At 66.4% G+C, this 15,323-nt stretch carries 11 protein-coding genes; 4 read left to right on the forward strand and 7 right to left on the reverse strand.

The features are described from left to right. The first annotated feature begins 270 nt into the window (after nucleotides 1-270). The 3 genes from Mspo_RS14115 to Mspo_RS14125 all read left to right on the forward strand — a co-directional run bounded on the left by Mspo_RS14115 (nucleotide 271) and on the right by Mspo_RS14125 (nucleotide 5,520). Nucleotides 271-561, forward strand: coding sequence for a succinate dehydrogenase assembly factor 2 (locus tag Mspo_RS14115; protein WP_159730783.1), 291 nt, complete (start codon nucleotides 271-273; stop codon nucleotides 559-561). A gap of 121 nt (nucleotides 562-682) precedes the next feature. Continuing rightward, on the forward strand, nucleotides 683-4,204 hold the full coding sequence (mfd, locus tag Mspo_RS14120) for a transcription-repair coupling factor (protein WP_159730854.1): 3,522 nt from the start codon (nucleotides 683-685) through the stop codon (nucleotides 4,202-4,204). Nucleotides 4,205-4,287: 83 nt separating this feature from the next. Further along, the gene (locus tag Mspo_RS14125; protein ID WP_244613452.1) at nucleotides 4,288-5,520 is read left to right on the forward strand and encodes a dicarboxylate/amino acid:cation symporter; all 1,233 of its coding nucleotides are present in this window, start codon (nucleotides 4,288-4,290) and stop codon (nucleotides 5,518-5,520) included. A 9-nt stretch (nucleotides 5,521-5,529) separates the two neighbouring features. Here Mspo_RS14125 and Mspo_RS14130 read toward each other — a convergent pair whose 3' ends face one another. The 4 genes from Mspo_RS14130 to Mspo_RS14145 all read right to left on the reverse strand — a co-directional run bounded on the left by Mspo_RS14130 (nucleotide 5,530) and on the right by Mspo_RS14145 (nucleotide 10,325). Beyond that, the gene (locus Mspo_RS14130; protein WP_159730787.1) at nucleotides 5,530-6,618 is read right to left on the reverse strand and encodes a hypothetical protein; all 1,089 of its coding nucleotides are present in this window, start codon (nucleotides 6,616-6,618) and stop codon (nucleotides 5,530-5,532) included. 104 nt (nucleotides 6,619-6,722) lie between these two features. Continuing rightward, the gene (locus Mspo_RS14135; RefSeq protein ID WP_159730789.1) at nucleotides 6,723-8,345 is read right to left on the reverse strand and encodes an ABC-F family ATP-binding cassette domain-containing protein; all 1,623 of its coding nucleotides are present in this window, start codon (nucleotides 8,343-8,345) and stop codon (nucleotides 6,723-6,725) included. A 257-nt stretch (nucleotides 8,346-8,602) separates the two neighbouring features. Beyond that, a complete protein-coding gene (locus Mspo_RS14140; protein WP_159730791.1) occupies nucleotides 8,603-9,010 on the reverse strand; it encodes a bacteriohemerythrin in 408 nt (135 codons plus the stop codon). A gap of 259 nt (nucleotides 9,011-9,269) precedes the next feature. Continuing rightward, nucleotides 9,270-10,325 (reverse strand): DUF2336 domain-containing protein, encoded by a 1,056-nt coding sequence (locus Mspo_RS14145; protein WP_159730793.1) that lies wholly within the window; start codon nucleotides 10,323-10,325, stop codon nucleotides 9,270-9,272. A gap of 138 nt (nucleotides 10,326-10,463) precedes the next feature. Here Mspo_RS14145 and Mspo_RS14150 point away from each other — a divergent pair, with 138 nt between their 5' ends. Next, entirely contained in the window at nucleotides 10,464-10,655 is a 192-nt protein-coding gene (locus Mspo_RS14150) for a hypothetical protein (protein WP_159730795.1), read from the forward strand. Between the two features lie 146 nt (nucleotides 10,656-10,801). On the opposite strand, the gene Mspo_RS14155 is transcribed toward Mspo_RS14150, so the two are convergent. The 3 genes from Mspo_RS14155 to Mspo_RS14165 all read right to left on the reverse strand — a co-directional run bounded on the left by Mspo_RS14155 (nucleotide 10,802) and on the right by Mspo_RS14165 (nucleotide 15,284). Next, the gene (locus tag Mspo_RS14155) at nucleotides 10,802-11,314 is read right to left on the reverse strand and encodes a CAP domain-containing protein (protein ID WP_159730797.1); all 513 of its coding nucleotides are present in this window, start codon (nucleotides 11,312-11,314) and stop codon (nucleotides 10,802-10,804) included. Nucleotides 11,315-11,367: 53 nt separating this feature from the next. Then, complete coding sequence (locus Mspo_RS14160) at nucleotides 11,368-13,989, reverse strand: DUF3772 domain-containing protein (RefSeq protein WP_244613453.1); 2,622 nt, start codon at nucleotides 13,987-13,989, stop codon at nucleotides 11,368-11,370. 146 nt (nucleotides 13,990-14,135) lie between these two features. Next, nucleotides 14,136-15,284, reverse strand: coding sequence for a lysine-2,3-aminomutase-like protein (locus tag Mspo_RS14165; RefSeq protein WP_159730801.1), 1,149 nt, complete (start codon nucleotides 15,282-15,284; stop codon nucleotides 14,136-14,138). Nucleotides 15,285-15,323 lie beyond the last annotated feature (39 nt).

The raw sequence follows: 15,323 nt of genomic DNA on the forward strand, positions 1-15,323 counted from the left end.
GCCGTCGTCTCGGCCAGAGCCTCGAAGTCGCGTCCGCTCGCGTCCATCGCAATCCCCCAAAGATCGAATCAGAGGATGCCGAGAGATTCAGCTCAGACGCGTCTTGTCACCTATTTCTTCACCCGATCGCCCTGGCACAGGGCGTGGACGATCTATCTTTTCGCCGCCGGCTGCGCTAATCCCTCGGCCCATGTGCGACGGCGTCACGAATAGGCGGCCCGGCGCGCGAATTCATGTACTCCGGCTCCGCCGGCCCGCGGATTTCCGCCCTTGAGCGTCACGACCCCCGATGATCCCGATATCCGCCGCCGGCGCATCAAAATTCGCGCCTGGCGCCGCGGCATGCGTGAGATGGACATTCTGATGGGCCGATTCGTCGACGCCGAGATCGACGCTTTGCCCGAGGCCGAGCTCGACGATCTCGAAACGCTGTTGGACGCCCCGGACGACGAGGTCTTTCGCTGGCTGTCGCGCGCCGAGCCGGTCCCCGAAGCCTATGACACGCCCCTTTTCCGCCGGATCGCGGCTTTCCACACGCATGAGAAGCCGCTCGATCTTTAAAGAGCATGTTCTTCGAGGAGCGCGAAGCGGTTTTCGAAAAAAGAACATGCGAGTTCAAATAGCTATCGAGCGCATTCGGACATGATTCGTCCGAATGCGCTCTAAACAGCCCGACAGGATCATGACCGATCTTCGATCCGCCGTCGCCCGCCTCGAAAAGGGCGACAAGCTCCGCTTCGTCAACGTCCCGGACGGTTTCGACGCCTTCGTCGCCGCCGATCTCACGCGCGCGCTGGCGCGCGCCGCGGAAGGGCGGCCGGCGGTCTTCGTCCATGTGGCGCGGGACGCCCAGCGCTCGGCCGCCTTTCGCGAGGCGCTGCGATTCGCCGCTCCGGAAGTGGAGGCGCTGGATTTCCCCGGCTGGGACTGCCAGCCCTATGATCGCGTCTCGCCCAACGCCGCCATTTCCGCCCGCCGCATGACGGCGCTGGCGCGGCTCGCCCGCTCCAAATCCTCGGCCGAGCGGCCGCGCGTCGTCGTCGCCACGGTGGATTGCCTGCTGCAGCGCGTTCCGCCGCTGGAGAGCGTCGCCGCCGACACTTTTTCCGCCGCGCCGGGCAATGTCGTGCATCTCGACGAGCTCGCCCTCTGGCTGGAGACGAACGGCTTTCTGCGCTCCTCCACCGTGCGCGAGACCGGCGAATACGCCCAGCGCGGCGGCATCGTCGATCTCTATGCGCCGGGAATGCCGGGGCCGATCCGCCTCGACTTCTTCGGCGACACGCTCGAATCGATCCGCAGCTTCGATCCGGAGAGCCAGCGCACCACCGGACAGCTGCGCTCGCTCGATCTCGTGCCGATGAGCGAGCTGCGCCTCACCAGCGACACGATGCGGCGCTTCCGCCAGGCCTACACCACACGCTTCGGCGGGCAGACGCGCGGCGACGCGCTCTATGAGGCGATCAGCGAGGGCCGCCGCCATCAGGGCGCGGAACATTGGCTGCCGCTCTTCTACCTCCGCATGGGCAGCGTCTTCGATTATGTCGGCGAGGCGCCGCTGCTGCTCGATCCGCTGGTGGAAGAGGCCGCCGGCGAGCGGCTGGCGCAGATCGCCGATTATTACGACGCGCGCAAATTCGCCTATGACGCGAACCCGGCCGAATCCAACTACAAGCCGCTGCCGCCCGAAGAGCTCTATCTCACGCTCGACGAATGGCGCGGCAAGCTCGCGGCGCGCAGCCTGGCGACCTTCTCGCCCTTCGCCGCGCCGGAGAACGCCGGCAAGGAGACGATCGATTGCGCCGCCCGCGCCGGCCGCGATTTCGCGCCCGAGCGCAACAATGAAGAGGCCAATGTCTTCGAGGCCGCCGTCGCCCATGTGAAGGCGCTGCGCGCCGCCGGCAGAAATGTCGTCGTCGCCGGCTGGTCGGACGGCTCCTGCGAGCGTCTCGGCAGCGTGCTCGCCGAGCACGGCCTGCGCGATTTGAAGACGGTCCCCTCTCTGCCGGCCGCGCTGGCGCTCGGCAAAGGCGCGGCGGCGCTCGCCGTGCTCGGCGTGGAGCATGGCTTCGAGACGGACGGGCTCGCCATCATCGGCGAGCAGGACATTCTCGGCGACCGCATGGTGCGTCGCCGGCGTAAAACCAAGCATACGGAAAATCTGCTCGGCGAGGTGGCGGCGCTTTCGGCCGGCGATCTCGTCGTGCATGTCGATCACGGCATCGGCCGCTTCATCGGCCTCGAGACGATCACCGCCGCCGGCGCGCCGCACGACTGCCTCGAGATTCACTATGCCGGCGGCGACAAGCTCTATCTGCCGGTCGAGAATATCGAGCTTCTGACCCGCTACGGCTCCGAGGATACGGAGGCGGTTCTCGACAAGCTCGGCGGCGTCGGCTGGCAGGCGCGCAAGGCGCGGATGAAGAACCGCATTCGCGAAATGGCCAAGGGCCTCATCGCGATCGCGGCGCAGCGCAGCCTTCGTCAGGCGACCAAGCTCGTCCCGCCGGAAGGGCTCTACGACGAATTCTGCGCGCGTTTTCCTTACGACGAGACGGAGGATCAGGCCGTGGCGATCGAGGCCGTGCTCGACGATCTCGCCTCGGGGCGTCCGATGGATCGGCTCGTCTGCGGCGATGTCGGCTTCGGCAAGACGGAAGTGGCGCTGCGCGCCGCCTTTTGCACGGCCATCAACGGCCGCCAAGTGGCCGTCGTCGTGCCGACGACCCTGCTCGCGCGCCAGCACTACAAGACTTTTTCCACGCGCTTCGCCGGCCTGCCGATTCGCATCGCGCAATTGTCGCGCATGACTCACGCGTCCGACATGCGCCTCGCCAAGGCCGGCATTGCGGACGGAACGGTCGACATCGCCGTCGGCACGCACGCCGTGCTCGGCAAGGCGATCTCCTTCAAGGATCTCGGCCTCGTCATCATCGACGAGGAGCAGCATTTCGGCGTCGGCCATAAGGAGCGCTTGAAGGAGCTGCGCGCCGAAGTGCATGTGCTGACGCTCTCGGCGACGCCCATTCCGCGCACCTTGCAGCTCGCCATGACCGGCGTGCGCGAATTGTCGCTCATCGCCACCGCGCCGGTCGATCGCCTCGCCGTGCGCAGCTTCGTTTCTCCCTTCGATCCGCTCATCGTGCGCGAGGCGCTGCTGCGCGAGCGCTATCGCGGCGGCCAGGCCTTCTTCGTCTGCCCGCGCATAGAAGACCTCGAGGACGCCGCCGCCTTTCTGCGCGAGGCCGTGCCGGAGGCGAAATTCGTCATGGCGCATGGGCAGATGGCCGCCGGCGATCTCGAAGAGCGCATGACCGCTTTCTACGAGGGGAAATTCGACATTCTGCTCTCGACGACGATCGTCGAATCCGGCCTCGACATTCCGACGGCCAACACGCTCATCGTCTGGCGCGCCGACATGTTCGGCCTCGCGCAGCTCTATCAGCTGCGCGGGCGCGTCGGCCGCTCCAAGACGCGCGCCTATGCGCTCTTCACCACGCCGGCCAATAAGACCATCACGCCGCAGGCGCAAAAGCGCCTCGAAGTGCTGCAGAGCCTCGACACGCTCGGCGCCGGATTCCAGCTCGCGAGTCACGATCTCGACATTCGCGGCGCCGGCAATCTCTTGGGCGAGGAGCAGTCCGGCCATATCAAGGAGGTCGGCTACGAGCTCTATCAGCAGATGCTGGGCGATGCGATCACTCTGCTGAAGGCCGGCATAGAGGAGCCGGAGGAGGAGGCCTGGTCGCCGACCATCGCCATTGGCGCGCCGGTGACGATACCGGAAGACTATGTGCAGGATCTCACGCTGCGCTTGCAGCTCTATCGCCGCCTCTCGACGCTGGAGACGGATCAGGACATCGAATCCTTCGCGGCGGAATTGATCGACCGCTTCGGCCCGACGCCGCCGGAGGTGGAGCTGCTCTTGAAGATCGTGGCGATCAAGGCGCTCTGCCGCAAGGCGCATGTGGAAAAGGTGGAGGCGGGGCCCAAGGGCGTCATCGTCGCCTTCCGCGACGGCAGTTTCGCCGATCCGGCCGGGCTCGCGCGCTTCGTCATGGAGCAGGGCTCGCAGGCCAAGGTGCGGCCGGACATGCGAATCGTCTTCATTCGCGATTTCGCCGATATGAAGAGCCGCCTCGACGGCGCGCGGCGAATATTGCGCACGCTGGCGTCGATCGCGGAGAAGAAAAAGGCGGCGTGAGGGGGCGTCTTTGCGCGCCGCGCGCGGAGACTCTGGACCGCGCGCGCACTGCGCAATCGAAGATGTCAGGAAGGACAAGTCCATTGCATTCGACGAATGAGATCGACAAGCCCTCCGGCCTCCTCGGCGCCTGGCGCGCGGCGCCGCTCTATATGCGCATCGCCGTCGCCGTGGCTTTGGGCGTCGGCGCCGGCCTCGCGCTGGGCGATGCGGCGCATATCCTGGAGACGCCGGCCAAGCTCGTCCTGCGTCTGCTCGGCGCGCTGGCGCCGCCGCTGATCCTGCTCGCCATCGTGCAGGCGCTCATGCGCGCGCATCTCGGCGGCGGGCAGGCGTTGCGTCTCTTCACTCTGCTCATCACCAATACGCTCGTCGCGATCGTCATCGGCCTCGCCGTCGCCAATCTGCTGCAACCCGGCGCCTGGACGACGGCCGCGCCCGGCGCCCCGGCGGCGAAGCCCGTGGGCGGCGCCGATCCGTTGACGCAATTCCTCGACAGCGTGCCGAAGAGCATTCTCGGGCCTTTCGGCGACAATGGCGCGGTGATGGGCGTCATCTTCATCGCGGTCGCCTTCGGCGTCGCGCTGCGCGGGCTTCGGACGCATGAGGTGCGCACGGTGGAGGATCTCGTGCATGTGGCGCTGACGAGCCTCATCACCATTCTGCATTGGATCATCGACGTCGTGCCCTTCGCCGTCTTCGGCCTCATCGCCAGCATCGTCGGCGTGAAGGGCTTTCACGATTTTCTGGCGCTCGGCGGTTTCTTCGTCGCCGTGCTGACGGCGCTGGCGCTGCAATTTCTCTATTACGCGCTGCGCATAAGGCTCGGCTCATGGGCGCGTCCGCTGCATGTGGTCGGCGGCGTGCGCGACGCGCTGCTCATGGCCTTTTCGACCGGCAGCTCCACGGCGACCATGCCTTTGACCTATGAGCTTCTGCGCGACAAGGTTCGGCTGCGCGAGCAATCGGCGAGCATGGGCGCGCTGGTCGGCTCCAATTTCAACAATGACGGCACGGCGCTCTATGAGGCGATGGCGGCATTGTTCGTCGCGCAATTGCTGGGGCTGCAATTGACACTGGGGCAGCAATTCCTGGTGACGCTGACCTCGGTCGTCGCCTCGGTCGGCGCGGCCGGCATTCCGGAGGCCGGCCTCGTGACCATGACCATGGTGTTCCGCGCCGTCGCGCTGCCGACCGATTACATCGCGCTGCTGCTGACGATCGACTGGCTCTTGGACCGCTGCCGCACGGCGATCAATGTGATGGGCGATGTGACGGTGAGCTGTCTGTTGGATGGGAAGGTGAGGGAGGGGTGATCATCTCCGTCATCGAGCGACATTTCCTTCTTTAACAGGAATGGCCTCCGGTCTCTCTCGTTGCGCTCGTCGGCGCCGGGTGAGAAAGAAGTTGCTCGATAGCGGCAGTTTGAAGGGCCAACCATAATGACGAGTGATTTCCTTATAGACATAACTGATTCCGACCGTCAGATCGTGAATGTGGTCTTCAAGCTTTTTGCGATCGAGACCGCTGTCTACATGCATCCCGTGAATGAGCTCGTGCCGGCGAGTGACAAGGTCTTCCAGCCGATCGAGCAGATTAACCTTGCGTCGGCGATATGGCCTCTTGAGCGGTGCCAGGACGTCGAGTTTCTGATCAATCTCGGCAAAATGGCGGCCGACCGCGGCCAGCCGCTGGAAAGAAAGAAGCTCCGCTGCCGCCTGCTCGACAGTCAGCGTGCCGGTTGAGATTTGGACGAGTTGTTCGCCGGATAAACGAACGCCTTTTAAAATTTTTTGCTTGTGCTCGGCATAGGTAAGAAGTGCGACGTAGCTGCTTTTAAAGTAATCCTCCATCGCGCTGATGAGGTAGGTCATCAGGACGTTGCTGACGAATACGTCGGGATTGAGTTCGCGCAATTGAGGCCAAATCTTCTCTACCGAGCCGAGAGGATTGCTGTCTCGCGGGACTAAGTCTGAGTGAAGGTAGCAATTTACCCGTGTGAGATTCCAGTCAAGCCGCTCCATGGCTAGGTGACAGCCCGAGGCCGCCGGGGGAATAGGTGGTCCTGGGGCATATCCCTCGCCATTGCCGCCGTCTCTCACGGCGGCACCCCCAAAACGGCGCCTAAACTCGCGAACTGTGCGGTTTTGCATCTCGAAATCATAATAGCTACGACCGATCTGCGTCCGTGTGTGGACGTAGACGACGCCCTTCTCTTCGCTTGTGCCTATAGACAGTTCGATAGTCCTCCACGATCTATAGTCTTTCTCGTCGAAATAGATCATTGAGAGAACTTCGGAGATGCCAAGATGGGCGTAGTTGCCTGCGCGCTTATACCCGAGCAATTTGGCAAATTCCGCTGCGTGGCGCTTGCTAACGCCCTTTGACAAATAGTTCGTCGTCTCGTAGCTCATGAATCCTGCTCTTGCCCGGCCCGATTTCTGGATACTCAAGCAAATGCAGGCACCTTACCACGCCGAAGGTGATCGGCACGCGGTGCGTCGCTCCAACTCCCTTCTCACCCATGCACCCCCGGCGCCTCCCGCCCAGTGCGCGCGACATATTCCGTATACCCCCCGCCGAACTGATGCACGCCCTCCGGCGTCACCTCCAGCACGCGATTGGAGAGCGCCGCCAGAAAACGCCGGTCGTGGGAGACGAACAGCATCGCGCCCTCGTAGGACGCGAGCGCTTCGACCAGCATCTCCTTGGTGCCGAGATCGAGATGGTTGGTCGGCTCGTCCAGCACCAAAAAGTTCGGCGGGTCGTAGAGCATTTTCGCCATCACCAGCCGCGCCTTCTCGCCGCCGGAGAGCACGCGGCATTTTTTCTCCACATCGTCGCCGGAAAAGCCGAAGCAGCCGGCGAGCGTGCGCAGCGAGCCCTGCCCGGCCTGCGGAAAAGCGTCCTCCAGAGCTTCGAAGACGCTGTGCTCGCCGTTCAGCAGCTCCATTGCGTGCTGCGCGAAATAGCCCATCTTCACATTGGCGCCGAGCGCCGCCGCGCCTTCGTCCGGCTGCGCGGCGCCGGCGATGAGCTTCAACAGCGTCGATTTGCCGGCGCCATTGACGCCCATCACGCACCAGCGCTCCTTGCGCCGCACCTGAAAATCCAGCCCCTCATAGATGCTGCGCGAGCCATAGCGCTTGGAGACGCGCGACAGCGTCGCCACCTCCTCGCCGGAGCGCGGCGCCGGCGCGAATTCGAAAGCGACCGATTGGCGCCGGCGCGGCGGCTCGACGCGCTCGATCTTGTCGAGCTTCTTCACGCGGCTCTGCACCTGCGCGGCGTGGGAGGCGCGCGCCTTGAAGCGCTCGATGAATTTGATCTCCTTGGCGAGCATCGCCTGCTGGCGCTCGAATTGCGCCTGCTGCTGCAATTCGTTCTGCGCGCGCTGGCGCTCGTAGAATTCATAATCGCCGGAATAGGAATTGAGCGCGCCGCCGTCGATCTCGATGATCTTGCCGACGATGCGATTCATGAATTCGCGATCATGCGAGGTCATCAGCAGCGCGCCGGGATAGCCCTTCAAGAACTCCTCGAGCCAGATGAGGCTTTCGATGTCGAGATGGTTGCTCGGCTCGTCGAGCAGCATGGCGTCCGGGCGCATCAGAAGAATGCGCGCCAGCGCGACGCGCATCTTCCAGCCGCCGGAGAGCGCGCCCACGTCGCCGTCCATCATATCCTGGGAGAAGCCGAGGCCGGCGAGCACCTCGCGCGCGCGGCCATCCAGCGCATAGCCATCGAGCTCCTCGAAACGCGCCTGCGCCTCGCCATAGCGCTCGAGGATGTCGTCGAAATTCTCCGCCTGATCGGGATCGGCCATCGCCGCCTCGAGCTCGGCGAGCTCGGCGGCGACGGCGCTCACGGGACCGGCGCCGTCCATCACCTCGGCGACGGCGCTGCGGCCGGCCATCTCGCCGACATCCTGGTTGAAATAGCCGATGGTGACGCCGCGATCGATCGACACCTGCCCCTCGTCGGGCCGCTCCTGGCCCGCGATCATGCGGAACAGCGTCGTCTTGCCGGCGCCATTGGGGCCGACGAGGCCGACCTTCTCGCCGGAAAGGAGCGCCGCGGAGGCTTCGATGAAGAGGAGCTGCTGGCCGTTCTGCTTGCTGATGGTCTCGAGGCGTATCATGTCCGCGCGCTTATCGGTGAATTGCGCGAGTCTTATGGCATGGGCGGAGCAATTCTCGAAGCCCCCCGGGAGGCGAGCCTTATTGCGCCTCGAGAGACCAGAGAACCTCGATCTTGGACAGGATATTCACGAGGGCGAGCAAGAAGCAGACGAAAATCGCCGCCGTCAGAGCCCAGAGCTTGGCGCGATAGGACATCTCATCGCCTCCCACGAGGGGAGGCGACGATAGCATGAAAAGCGAGACGGAAGGAGCCGGCTTACGCCACGCCCTTCTCGTTGAGGAAGGAGCCGTAGAGCTTGTCGACCTTGGGAATATGGTCCGTCAGCCAGCCGACGAGAAAGGCCGCCGTATCGGCCGTCACTTCCGCCTCGCCGGCGTGGAACTTCTTCTGCAGATCGAGCGCGGCGGCGACGAGCTTGTCGTGCTCCGCCTTGTGGCCGGGAAAGGCCGGATAGCCATAGGCTTCGAAATTCGCTTCTTCCGACGCGAAATGCTCGGCCACATAGGCGATGAGCGCGTCGAGATCGCGGCCGACGGCGTCGCGGTCGCCGCTCGCGACCGAATCGCCCAGAACATTCAGCAGTCTGAAAATTTCCTGATGCTCTATGTCATGCTTGGAGACATTGGTGGCGAATTGCTCCGGCGTCCAGGTGATGAGCGACATGCCTTTCCTCCATCGAATGATATTGGTCCGAGGCGAGGACGCGCGGGAGAAAGCGAGAGGCGCGCGCCGCCGCGATCGAACGAGAATCGCGTAAAGGTCGCGGCAAGGCGCGTCTTTGATCGGCGTCAAGAACGGACGAATTGCCGCTGCGGCATGATGCGGCCTCAGGGGGCCGCCGAACGAGAGCGAGCCTGAAGGCTCGCGGTCCAGGGAGCGGTTTGGACCGCGAGCCTTCAGGCTCGCATTCGCCGCCGACTGTTCAAGCCTTGGCCTTGGCGGCCTGGCTCTTCGGCTTGCGCCTGCGTTTCGTCTCCACTGCGCCCGGACGCGCCGAGGCGGCGGCGGCGCGCTCCTTCTCCTGGCGCAGAGAGCCGGTCATGGCGGCGACGAGCCGTTGCGCGGCGCGCGGCGGCGTCGAGCGCGTCAAGGCGACGAGCGAGCGTATGCGCTCCACATCCGGCGCGTCGCGATCCGCGCCGAGGAAAATGCGGATCGCCGTATCCTCGGACACGCAGAGGGCGACCAGCGCCAGCGCCAGCGCCTCGCCGCCGCGATCCATGAGAATGGCGCGGGCGCGCGATTTGCGGCAGTCGAGCGCTTCGGCGAGCGCCTCGGCCAGCCCTTCGAGGTCGCGGGCGATCGCGCAGGCGTCGATCTCCTCCGCGAGCGCGGGAGAGGGCCGCGCGACATGCTCCGGCCCATTGGCGATGAGCGCCCGCGTCGTCGCCTCGAGCAGAATGCGCGAGCGCTCGCCGGGATCGGCGGCGAGGAAGAGCGCCTCCGGGTCCAGCCCCAGATCGGAGCGATCCAGCAATATGCGGGCGAGCCGCGGATCGTCGCGCGCGGCCTGCAACAAAGCGCGTCGCGACGCCTGATCGAGATGGAGGCGGCGATTGGCGGCGAGCGCGCAGAGCACCTCGCTCTCGCCGCGCGAGGCGAGGCAGGCGACGATCTTGCGCTCGAGCGAGGAGCGGCGGGCGATGGCGACGGCGAGCTCGGCCGAGCCATGCTCGGCCAGCGCGCGGGCGAGGCCCGCGTGGATCGCCGGCGCATATTCGATGGCGATTCGCGAGACGCGCCCGCCCTTGTCCAGGAGCCGGGCGATGACGCCCCGCGGCGTATCCGGATGGCGGCACAATTCGACCGCCCGCTCGGCCACCACATCGGTGTCGAGCACGTCGATGAAGCCGCCCGCGAGCGTCTCGAATTGCTCTATGTCGGCCGCCGGATGCAGCGGACGCGCGACGAACTGATCGACGATCTCGCGGAACAGGGCCGCCTCGGCATTTCGCTTGTCGCTTTCGCCTCGTGGCATTTACGCACCAATCGCAACATTAATGCTCGATCGGCGACTTTAGCGCGCGGACATTGACGCAACATTAACCCTCGGCGGACCCTAATCGCCGCATCGACCTGTCGCGCGATTTGCGCGCTTCATTGCGGGGGCGATGAGATGGGCGAGATCATAGCCTTCTCCTTTAAGGCGAGGCCGGCGGCCGCAGCGCCGCCCATCGTCGGCGAGGCGCAGATACTTTTCTTTCTGGGCGTGCGCTATGTGAGGCTGGACGGGACCGCGACGAACGCTCCGAGCGGAACGGGCGGGGCGGCGACGAGCGGCGGCCGCAAGCGCAAGCGCCGGGCGTGATTCGTCGTTTCCGCGTGAATGCTTCGCATTCCGCATGGCCGTCATCGCGGGAGCGAAGCGACGAAGCAATCTAGGGGCCGCCCCACGGCTGAAGGATCGCTTCGCTCCGCTCGCGATGACGGCGAACCGGTCATCCGGAAGCCGTATCAATCGGCGAGAATCAGCGCCCAATAGACCTTGTATTTCGCATTCGGCGCATAGGCCGTCGCTATGCCCATGCGCGTCGCTTTTTTCATCAGCAGATTTTTGTTGTGCGGCGGCGACTGCCGCCAGCCCGAAAACGCCTCGGCGAGCGTGTGATAGCCGGCCGACACATTCTCTGCCGCGCTGACGCTGCGCATTCCGCGCGCGGTCAAGCGCATGTCCAGCGTCCCGCGCACCTCGTGGCTCAGCGAATTGGCGCTCGCCATGACATCGGCTTGCGCCTGCGCGGCCTCCTGCAGCGAAGCGTCCACCGCGAGCGCCGATAGCCCGTTGTTGCTGCGATAGAGCGAGATCATCTCGCGCGCGGCCTCGGCGTCGACGCGCGCGCCCGGCGCGGCGAGCGAGCGATAGAAGCTCGGCTGCTCGGGCTCCTTCGGCAGCCGGCTCCCGTCGGAGCAGGAAACGAGCGAGAGGAGCGCCGCCGCCGGCGCGAAGATGCGAAGGAAAGGATACATGCGCCGTCGTCGCCGATGAGCAGGAAGAAACAATATCGGCGCGCCTTCTACACTCATTCGCCGGCGACCGCATAGTCCCGCTCGCGCGCCGCTTCGACGGCGCGCGGGGCGAACGGCTCGAGCCCCATCACCTGCACCACCGCCGGCGCCGGCGCCGGCGGCGAAATCTTCACGCCCGCCTCGGCGAAGCGACGGTGGATGTCGAAGAGCAGATCGCTCTTCACCCGCGTCGCCTGCTCGACATCCTCGACGAAGCACCACAGCTCGAAACGAAAGGCCGTCTGCTCCATGGCGAGGAATATCACCTGCGGCGCCGGAATGCGCAGCAGGGCGTCCTGCGCCTTGGCGGCGGCGAGCAGAAGCTCGCGGATCTGCTCCGGATCGACGCCGGCATGTGGCGCTATGGCGATCTTGATGCGGCCGACGCGGTCGTTGCGCAACCAATTCTTCACCACGCCGGAGACGAGATTGGAGTTGGGCACGATCATCGTCGCGCGGTCGAAGGTCTCGATCTCGGTGGAGCGCACATTGATGCGCTTCACATAGCCCTGCTCGTCGCCGACGACGACCCAATCGCCGACGCGGATCGCCCGCTCCCACAGCAGGATGAGGCCGGAGACGAAATTATTGACGATGGATTGCAGGCCGAAGCCGATGCCGACCGAGAGCGCGCCGGCGACGATGGCGAGCCGCTCGAGGCCGAGGCCGAGCTCGGCCAGGGCCACGGAGACGGCGAGGATGAATCCGGCGTAGCCGAGGCTCGCGCCGATCGAATGGCGCAGCCCCATGTCGAGGCGCGTCAGCGGCAGCAGGCGCTGATCGAGCCAGCGCCTCAGCGCCTTGGTCGCCCCATAGGTGAGCGCGAAGAGCGCCGCCGCCGTCGCCATGCCGGCGGGCGAGATGGAGACCTCGCCGATCTTGAATCCGGCGTAGGCGGTCTGGAGATTGCCGAAGAAGTCGCCGGATTGGAATCCATAGGGGACGAGCGCGACGAAGAGCGCGAAGGCGTAGAGGGCGAGAGTCGCGACGCCGCTCAGCAGCACGGCGAATTGGCCGAGCGAATCGCGCTGCGCGCCGAATCCCGAGACGAGCGCCCGCCCGAGCGGCGTCTGCGGCTCGAAGGCGCGCGCAAAGCCGGTCTCGACGAAAGCGAGCAGCAGATAGAGCGCCGCGCCGACGGCCGCGAGCCAGGCGATCTGCAACACCACGAAATTGGCGAAGGCCACATAGCCCGCCGCCAGCGCGCCGGTGATGACGGCGATCTCCGCCCAGGCGAGCAGGCGCAGCGCATAGAGCCAATCGCGCCCCTCGCGATCGGCGCCGGCGTCGTCCTCGCGCGTCTCACGCCGCGTGGCGACCACGGCGACGAGAAAGACGATGGCGATGAACAAGGCTCCGACGCCACGCGTCAGCACGACGACCGGCAGGCCCGCCTGCACGAATTCGGCGATCTGCTCCAGCACGCGCGTCGCCGCTGCGACGAAGCCGACGAGAACCGCGAGATGGAGCAGCCGCCGCGAGAGGCGGTCGCCGAGGCCGACGAGCCGCCATTGCGGCAGGCCCGGCGCCAGCAGCCCGCGCGCCAAACCATATGAAACGGCGACGAAGGTCACCGCCTCCGAGAGGCGCCGGCCGAGCGGCGCGAGGATCGCGTCATCGAGCTGGAAAGCGTCGAGGGCGAGGGCGAGAGCCGCGACGATCGCGATCGGCAGCGCCGCCGTCACCATTGTGGTCGTCACCGCCGCCGTCGCCTTGCGGAACCGGTCGGGCGCCTCGATCGCGGCCCCGCGCCGCGAGAAGCGGCGGGCGAGCAGCGTCGCCGGCGCGGCGAGCAGCAGCAGCGCGAAGAGGGTCGCGAGGAAGGTCTCGAACTGTCCGTCGCGCAGCCGCGCCGAGACCGCCGCGCCGCGCTGCTCGAGCAGCAGGCCGAAGACCTTGGCGTCATAGGGCAGCTCTTGCAGGGCGCCGATCCACAGCGAGGGAGAGAACAGCCCGCTGGTGCGCAGGAACAAAGTCTTGGCGAAGAGCGCCCGCTGCCGCGCCCGGATGACGAGGCCCGTCTGCTTCGCCTCGATCGACAGCGCCCGCGCCCGTTTCAGCGTGGCGTCCACCTCGTCATAGAGCTTCTTCTGCTCCGCCCATTCGGCGTTGACGCTCGCCGTCGCCAGCGAGCCGCTGTCGATCGCCGGAGCCGGCGCGGGGATGGGCGGGGGACGCGTCTCGGCCGAAGCCTTGGCGATCAGCGCCCTTCCGTTCGTCGGCGCGCGCGCGCCTTTGCCGGGGACGGCGTCCTCCTTCTTTGGCGGCGCTTCGGCCGGAGCCGGGGCGAGGGCCGGCGCCGCTGGAGCTTCTTTCGTCTCGCCGGCGGGCTTGGCGGGGCCGGAGAGCTCGTCGAGCCGGGCCTGCAGCGCCGCGAGGCGGGGCGTCAGCCGATCGATCACGTCCTGCAACTCGGCCGGCAGCGCGTCGACCCGCTCGCGCAGGCTCTTGAGCGTCGCGTCATTGAGCGAGGGATCGGCGAGCGCCTTCTCCACATCTTCGAGCGTCGCCCGCGCGGCGTCGAGCCGGGCGTTGAGCTGCTCGAGCGAGGAGCCGGGCTCGGCGGCGCAAGCCGCGCTCGCGAAGAACGCGCCGACGAACAGAAGGACGAGGCAGAGAGCGAGAAATCGGCGCAAGGCGAAGCTTTCGTTGCTGAGTCGAGCCATATACGCAATGAGACGAACAATTTGCCAATCTTGCGGCGACGCCGACGCCGGGTGACGACGTCAGCCGGTCCGAGAGGCGTTTCGGTCTGGCCAGCGGCCCGCCGGGAATTGCGACTCTAGTCGTCGCGGTCTTTCGCCGGATAGGCGCGCCATCGCCCGGCGCGGTCGCGGACGCGCCAGCCGCCGTCCTCGTCGCGCTCGAGATGGGATGGCTGGAGCGGAACCTTGCCGAAGCCGCCCGGAATGTCGAGAACGTAAGACGGAAGCCCGACGCCCGAGATCCGCCGCGACAGCTCGGCGTGAAGCTCCCGCCCGCGCTCGAGCGAGAGGCGGAAATGGCCGGTGCCGGGCGCGAGGTCTGGATGGTGCAGATAATAGGGCTTGATCTGCGCCGCCAGAAGCGCGCGCATCAGCTGCTCGAGCGTCGCCGCATCGTCATTGACGCCGGCGAGCAGCACGGTCTGCGCCAGCGTCGAAATCCCGGCCCGCTGGATGCGGGCGACGGCCTGCCGCGCCGGAGCGGAGAGCTCGCGCGCGTGATTGACGTGCAGGACCATATAGAGAGCCTTGCCGCTCGCCGTCAGCGCCTCCAGCCGGTCCGCCGTGACGAGGCGGGGCGCTGCGGTCGGCGCGCGCGTATGGAGGCGCAGCACGGCGACATGTGGGATCGCGGCGAGCCGCTCGGCGACGGCGCGCAGCCGCCGCGCCGAGAGCGCCAGCGGATCGCCGCCGGTGAGAATGACCTCGAAAATCTGCGGCCGCTCCGCGATATAGGCGAACGCCTCGTCGAGCGCCGTCTCGGAGAGCGAGGCGCCCTTGCCGAGCCCCACGGTCTCGCGGCGAAAGCAGAAGCGGCAGTACACCGGGCAGACGGAGAGGAGCTTCAACAGCACGCGATCGGGATAGCGATGCACGAGCCCTTCAGTCGGGCTGAAGGCGTCGTCGCCGATCGGATCGGCGAGCTCTTCCGGGCGCGTCTCCAGCTCGCGCAGGTCCGGCAGAAATTGCCGCGCGATCGGGTCCGCGGGATCGGCCCTGTCGATCAGCGCGGCGATCTCGGGCGTGACGGCGACGCTATAGCGCGCCTCGACGGCGCGCAGTGTTTCGGCTCGCGAGGCGTCCAGCAGCCCGACGGCGGCGAGCTCGGCGACGGAGGTCGAGGTTGCGTCATTGCGAGCGGAGCGAAGCAATCCGGGGCCATGGGGCGGCCCCTGGGTCGCTTCCTCGCTCCGCTCCTCGCGATGACGGGCGCTGTCCTCGGTCATTGGGCCGCTTATAGTGGCATAACCGCATGCGGCAATGGA

The sequence above is a fragment of the Methylosinus sp. Ce-a6 genome (genome assembly GCF_009811655.1).
GTDB lineage: Bacteria > Pseudomonadota > Alphaproteobacteria > Rhizobiales > Beijerinckiaceae > Methylosinus.

What these genes read in the sequence shown, in the direction of transcription:
- mfd (WP_159730854.1), top strand. Translation starts at nt 683, where the DNA reads ATGACCGATCTTCGATCCGCCGTCGCCCGCCTCGAAAAGGGCGACAAG.
- Mspo_RS14130 (WP_159730787.1), bottom strand. Translation starts at nt 6,618, where the DNA reads ATGAGCTACGAGACGACGAACTATTTGTCAAAGGGCGTTAGCAAGCGC.
- Mspo_RS14135 (WP_159730789.1), bottom strand. Translation starts at nt 8,345, where the DNA reads ATGATACGCCTCGAGACCATCAGCAAGCAGAACGGCCAGCAGCTCCTC.
- Mspo_RS14140 (WP_159730791.1), bottom strand. Translation starts at nt 9,010, where the DNA reads ATGTCGCTCATCACCTGGACGCCGGAGCAATTCGCCACCAATGTCTCC.
- Mspo_RS14145 (WP_159730793.1), bottom strand. Translation starts at nt 10,325, where the DNA reads ATGCCACGAGGCGAAAGCGACAAGCGAAATGCCGAGGCGGCCCTGTTC.
- Mspo_RS14150 (WP_159730795.1), top strand. Translation starts at nt 10,464, where the DNA reads ATGGGCGAGATCATAGCCTTCTCCTTTAAGGCGAGGCCGGCGGCCGCA.
- Mspo_RS14155 (WP_159730797.1), bottom strand. Translation starts at nt 11,314, where the DNA reads ATGTATCCTTTCCTTCGCATCTTCGCGCCGGCGGCGGCGCTCCTCTCG.
- Mspo_RS14165 (WP_159730801.1), bottom strand. Translation starts at nt 15,284, where the DNA reads ATGACCGAGGACAGCGCCCGTCATCGCGAGGAGCGGAGCGAGGAAGCG.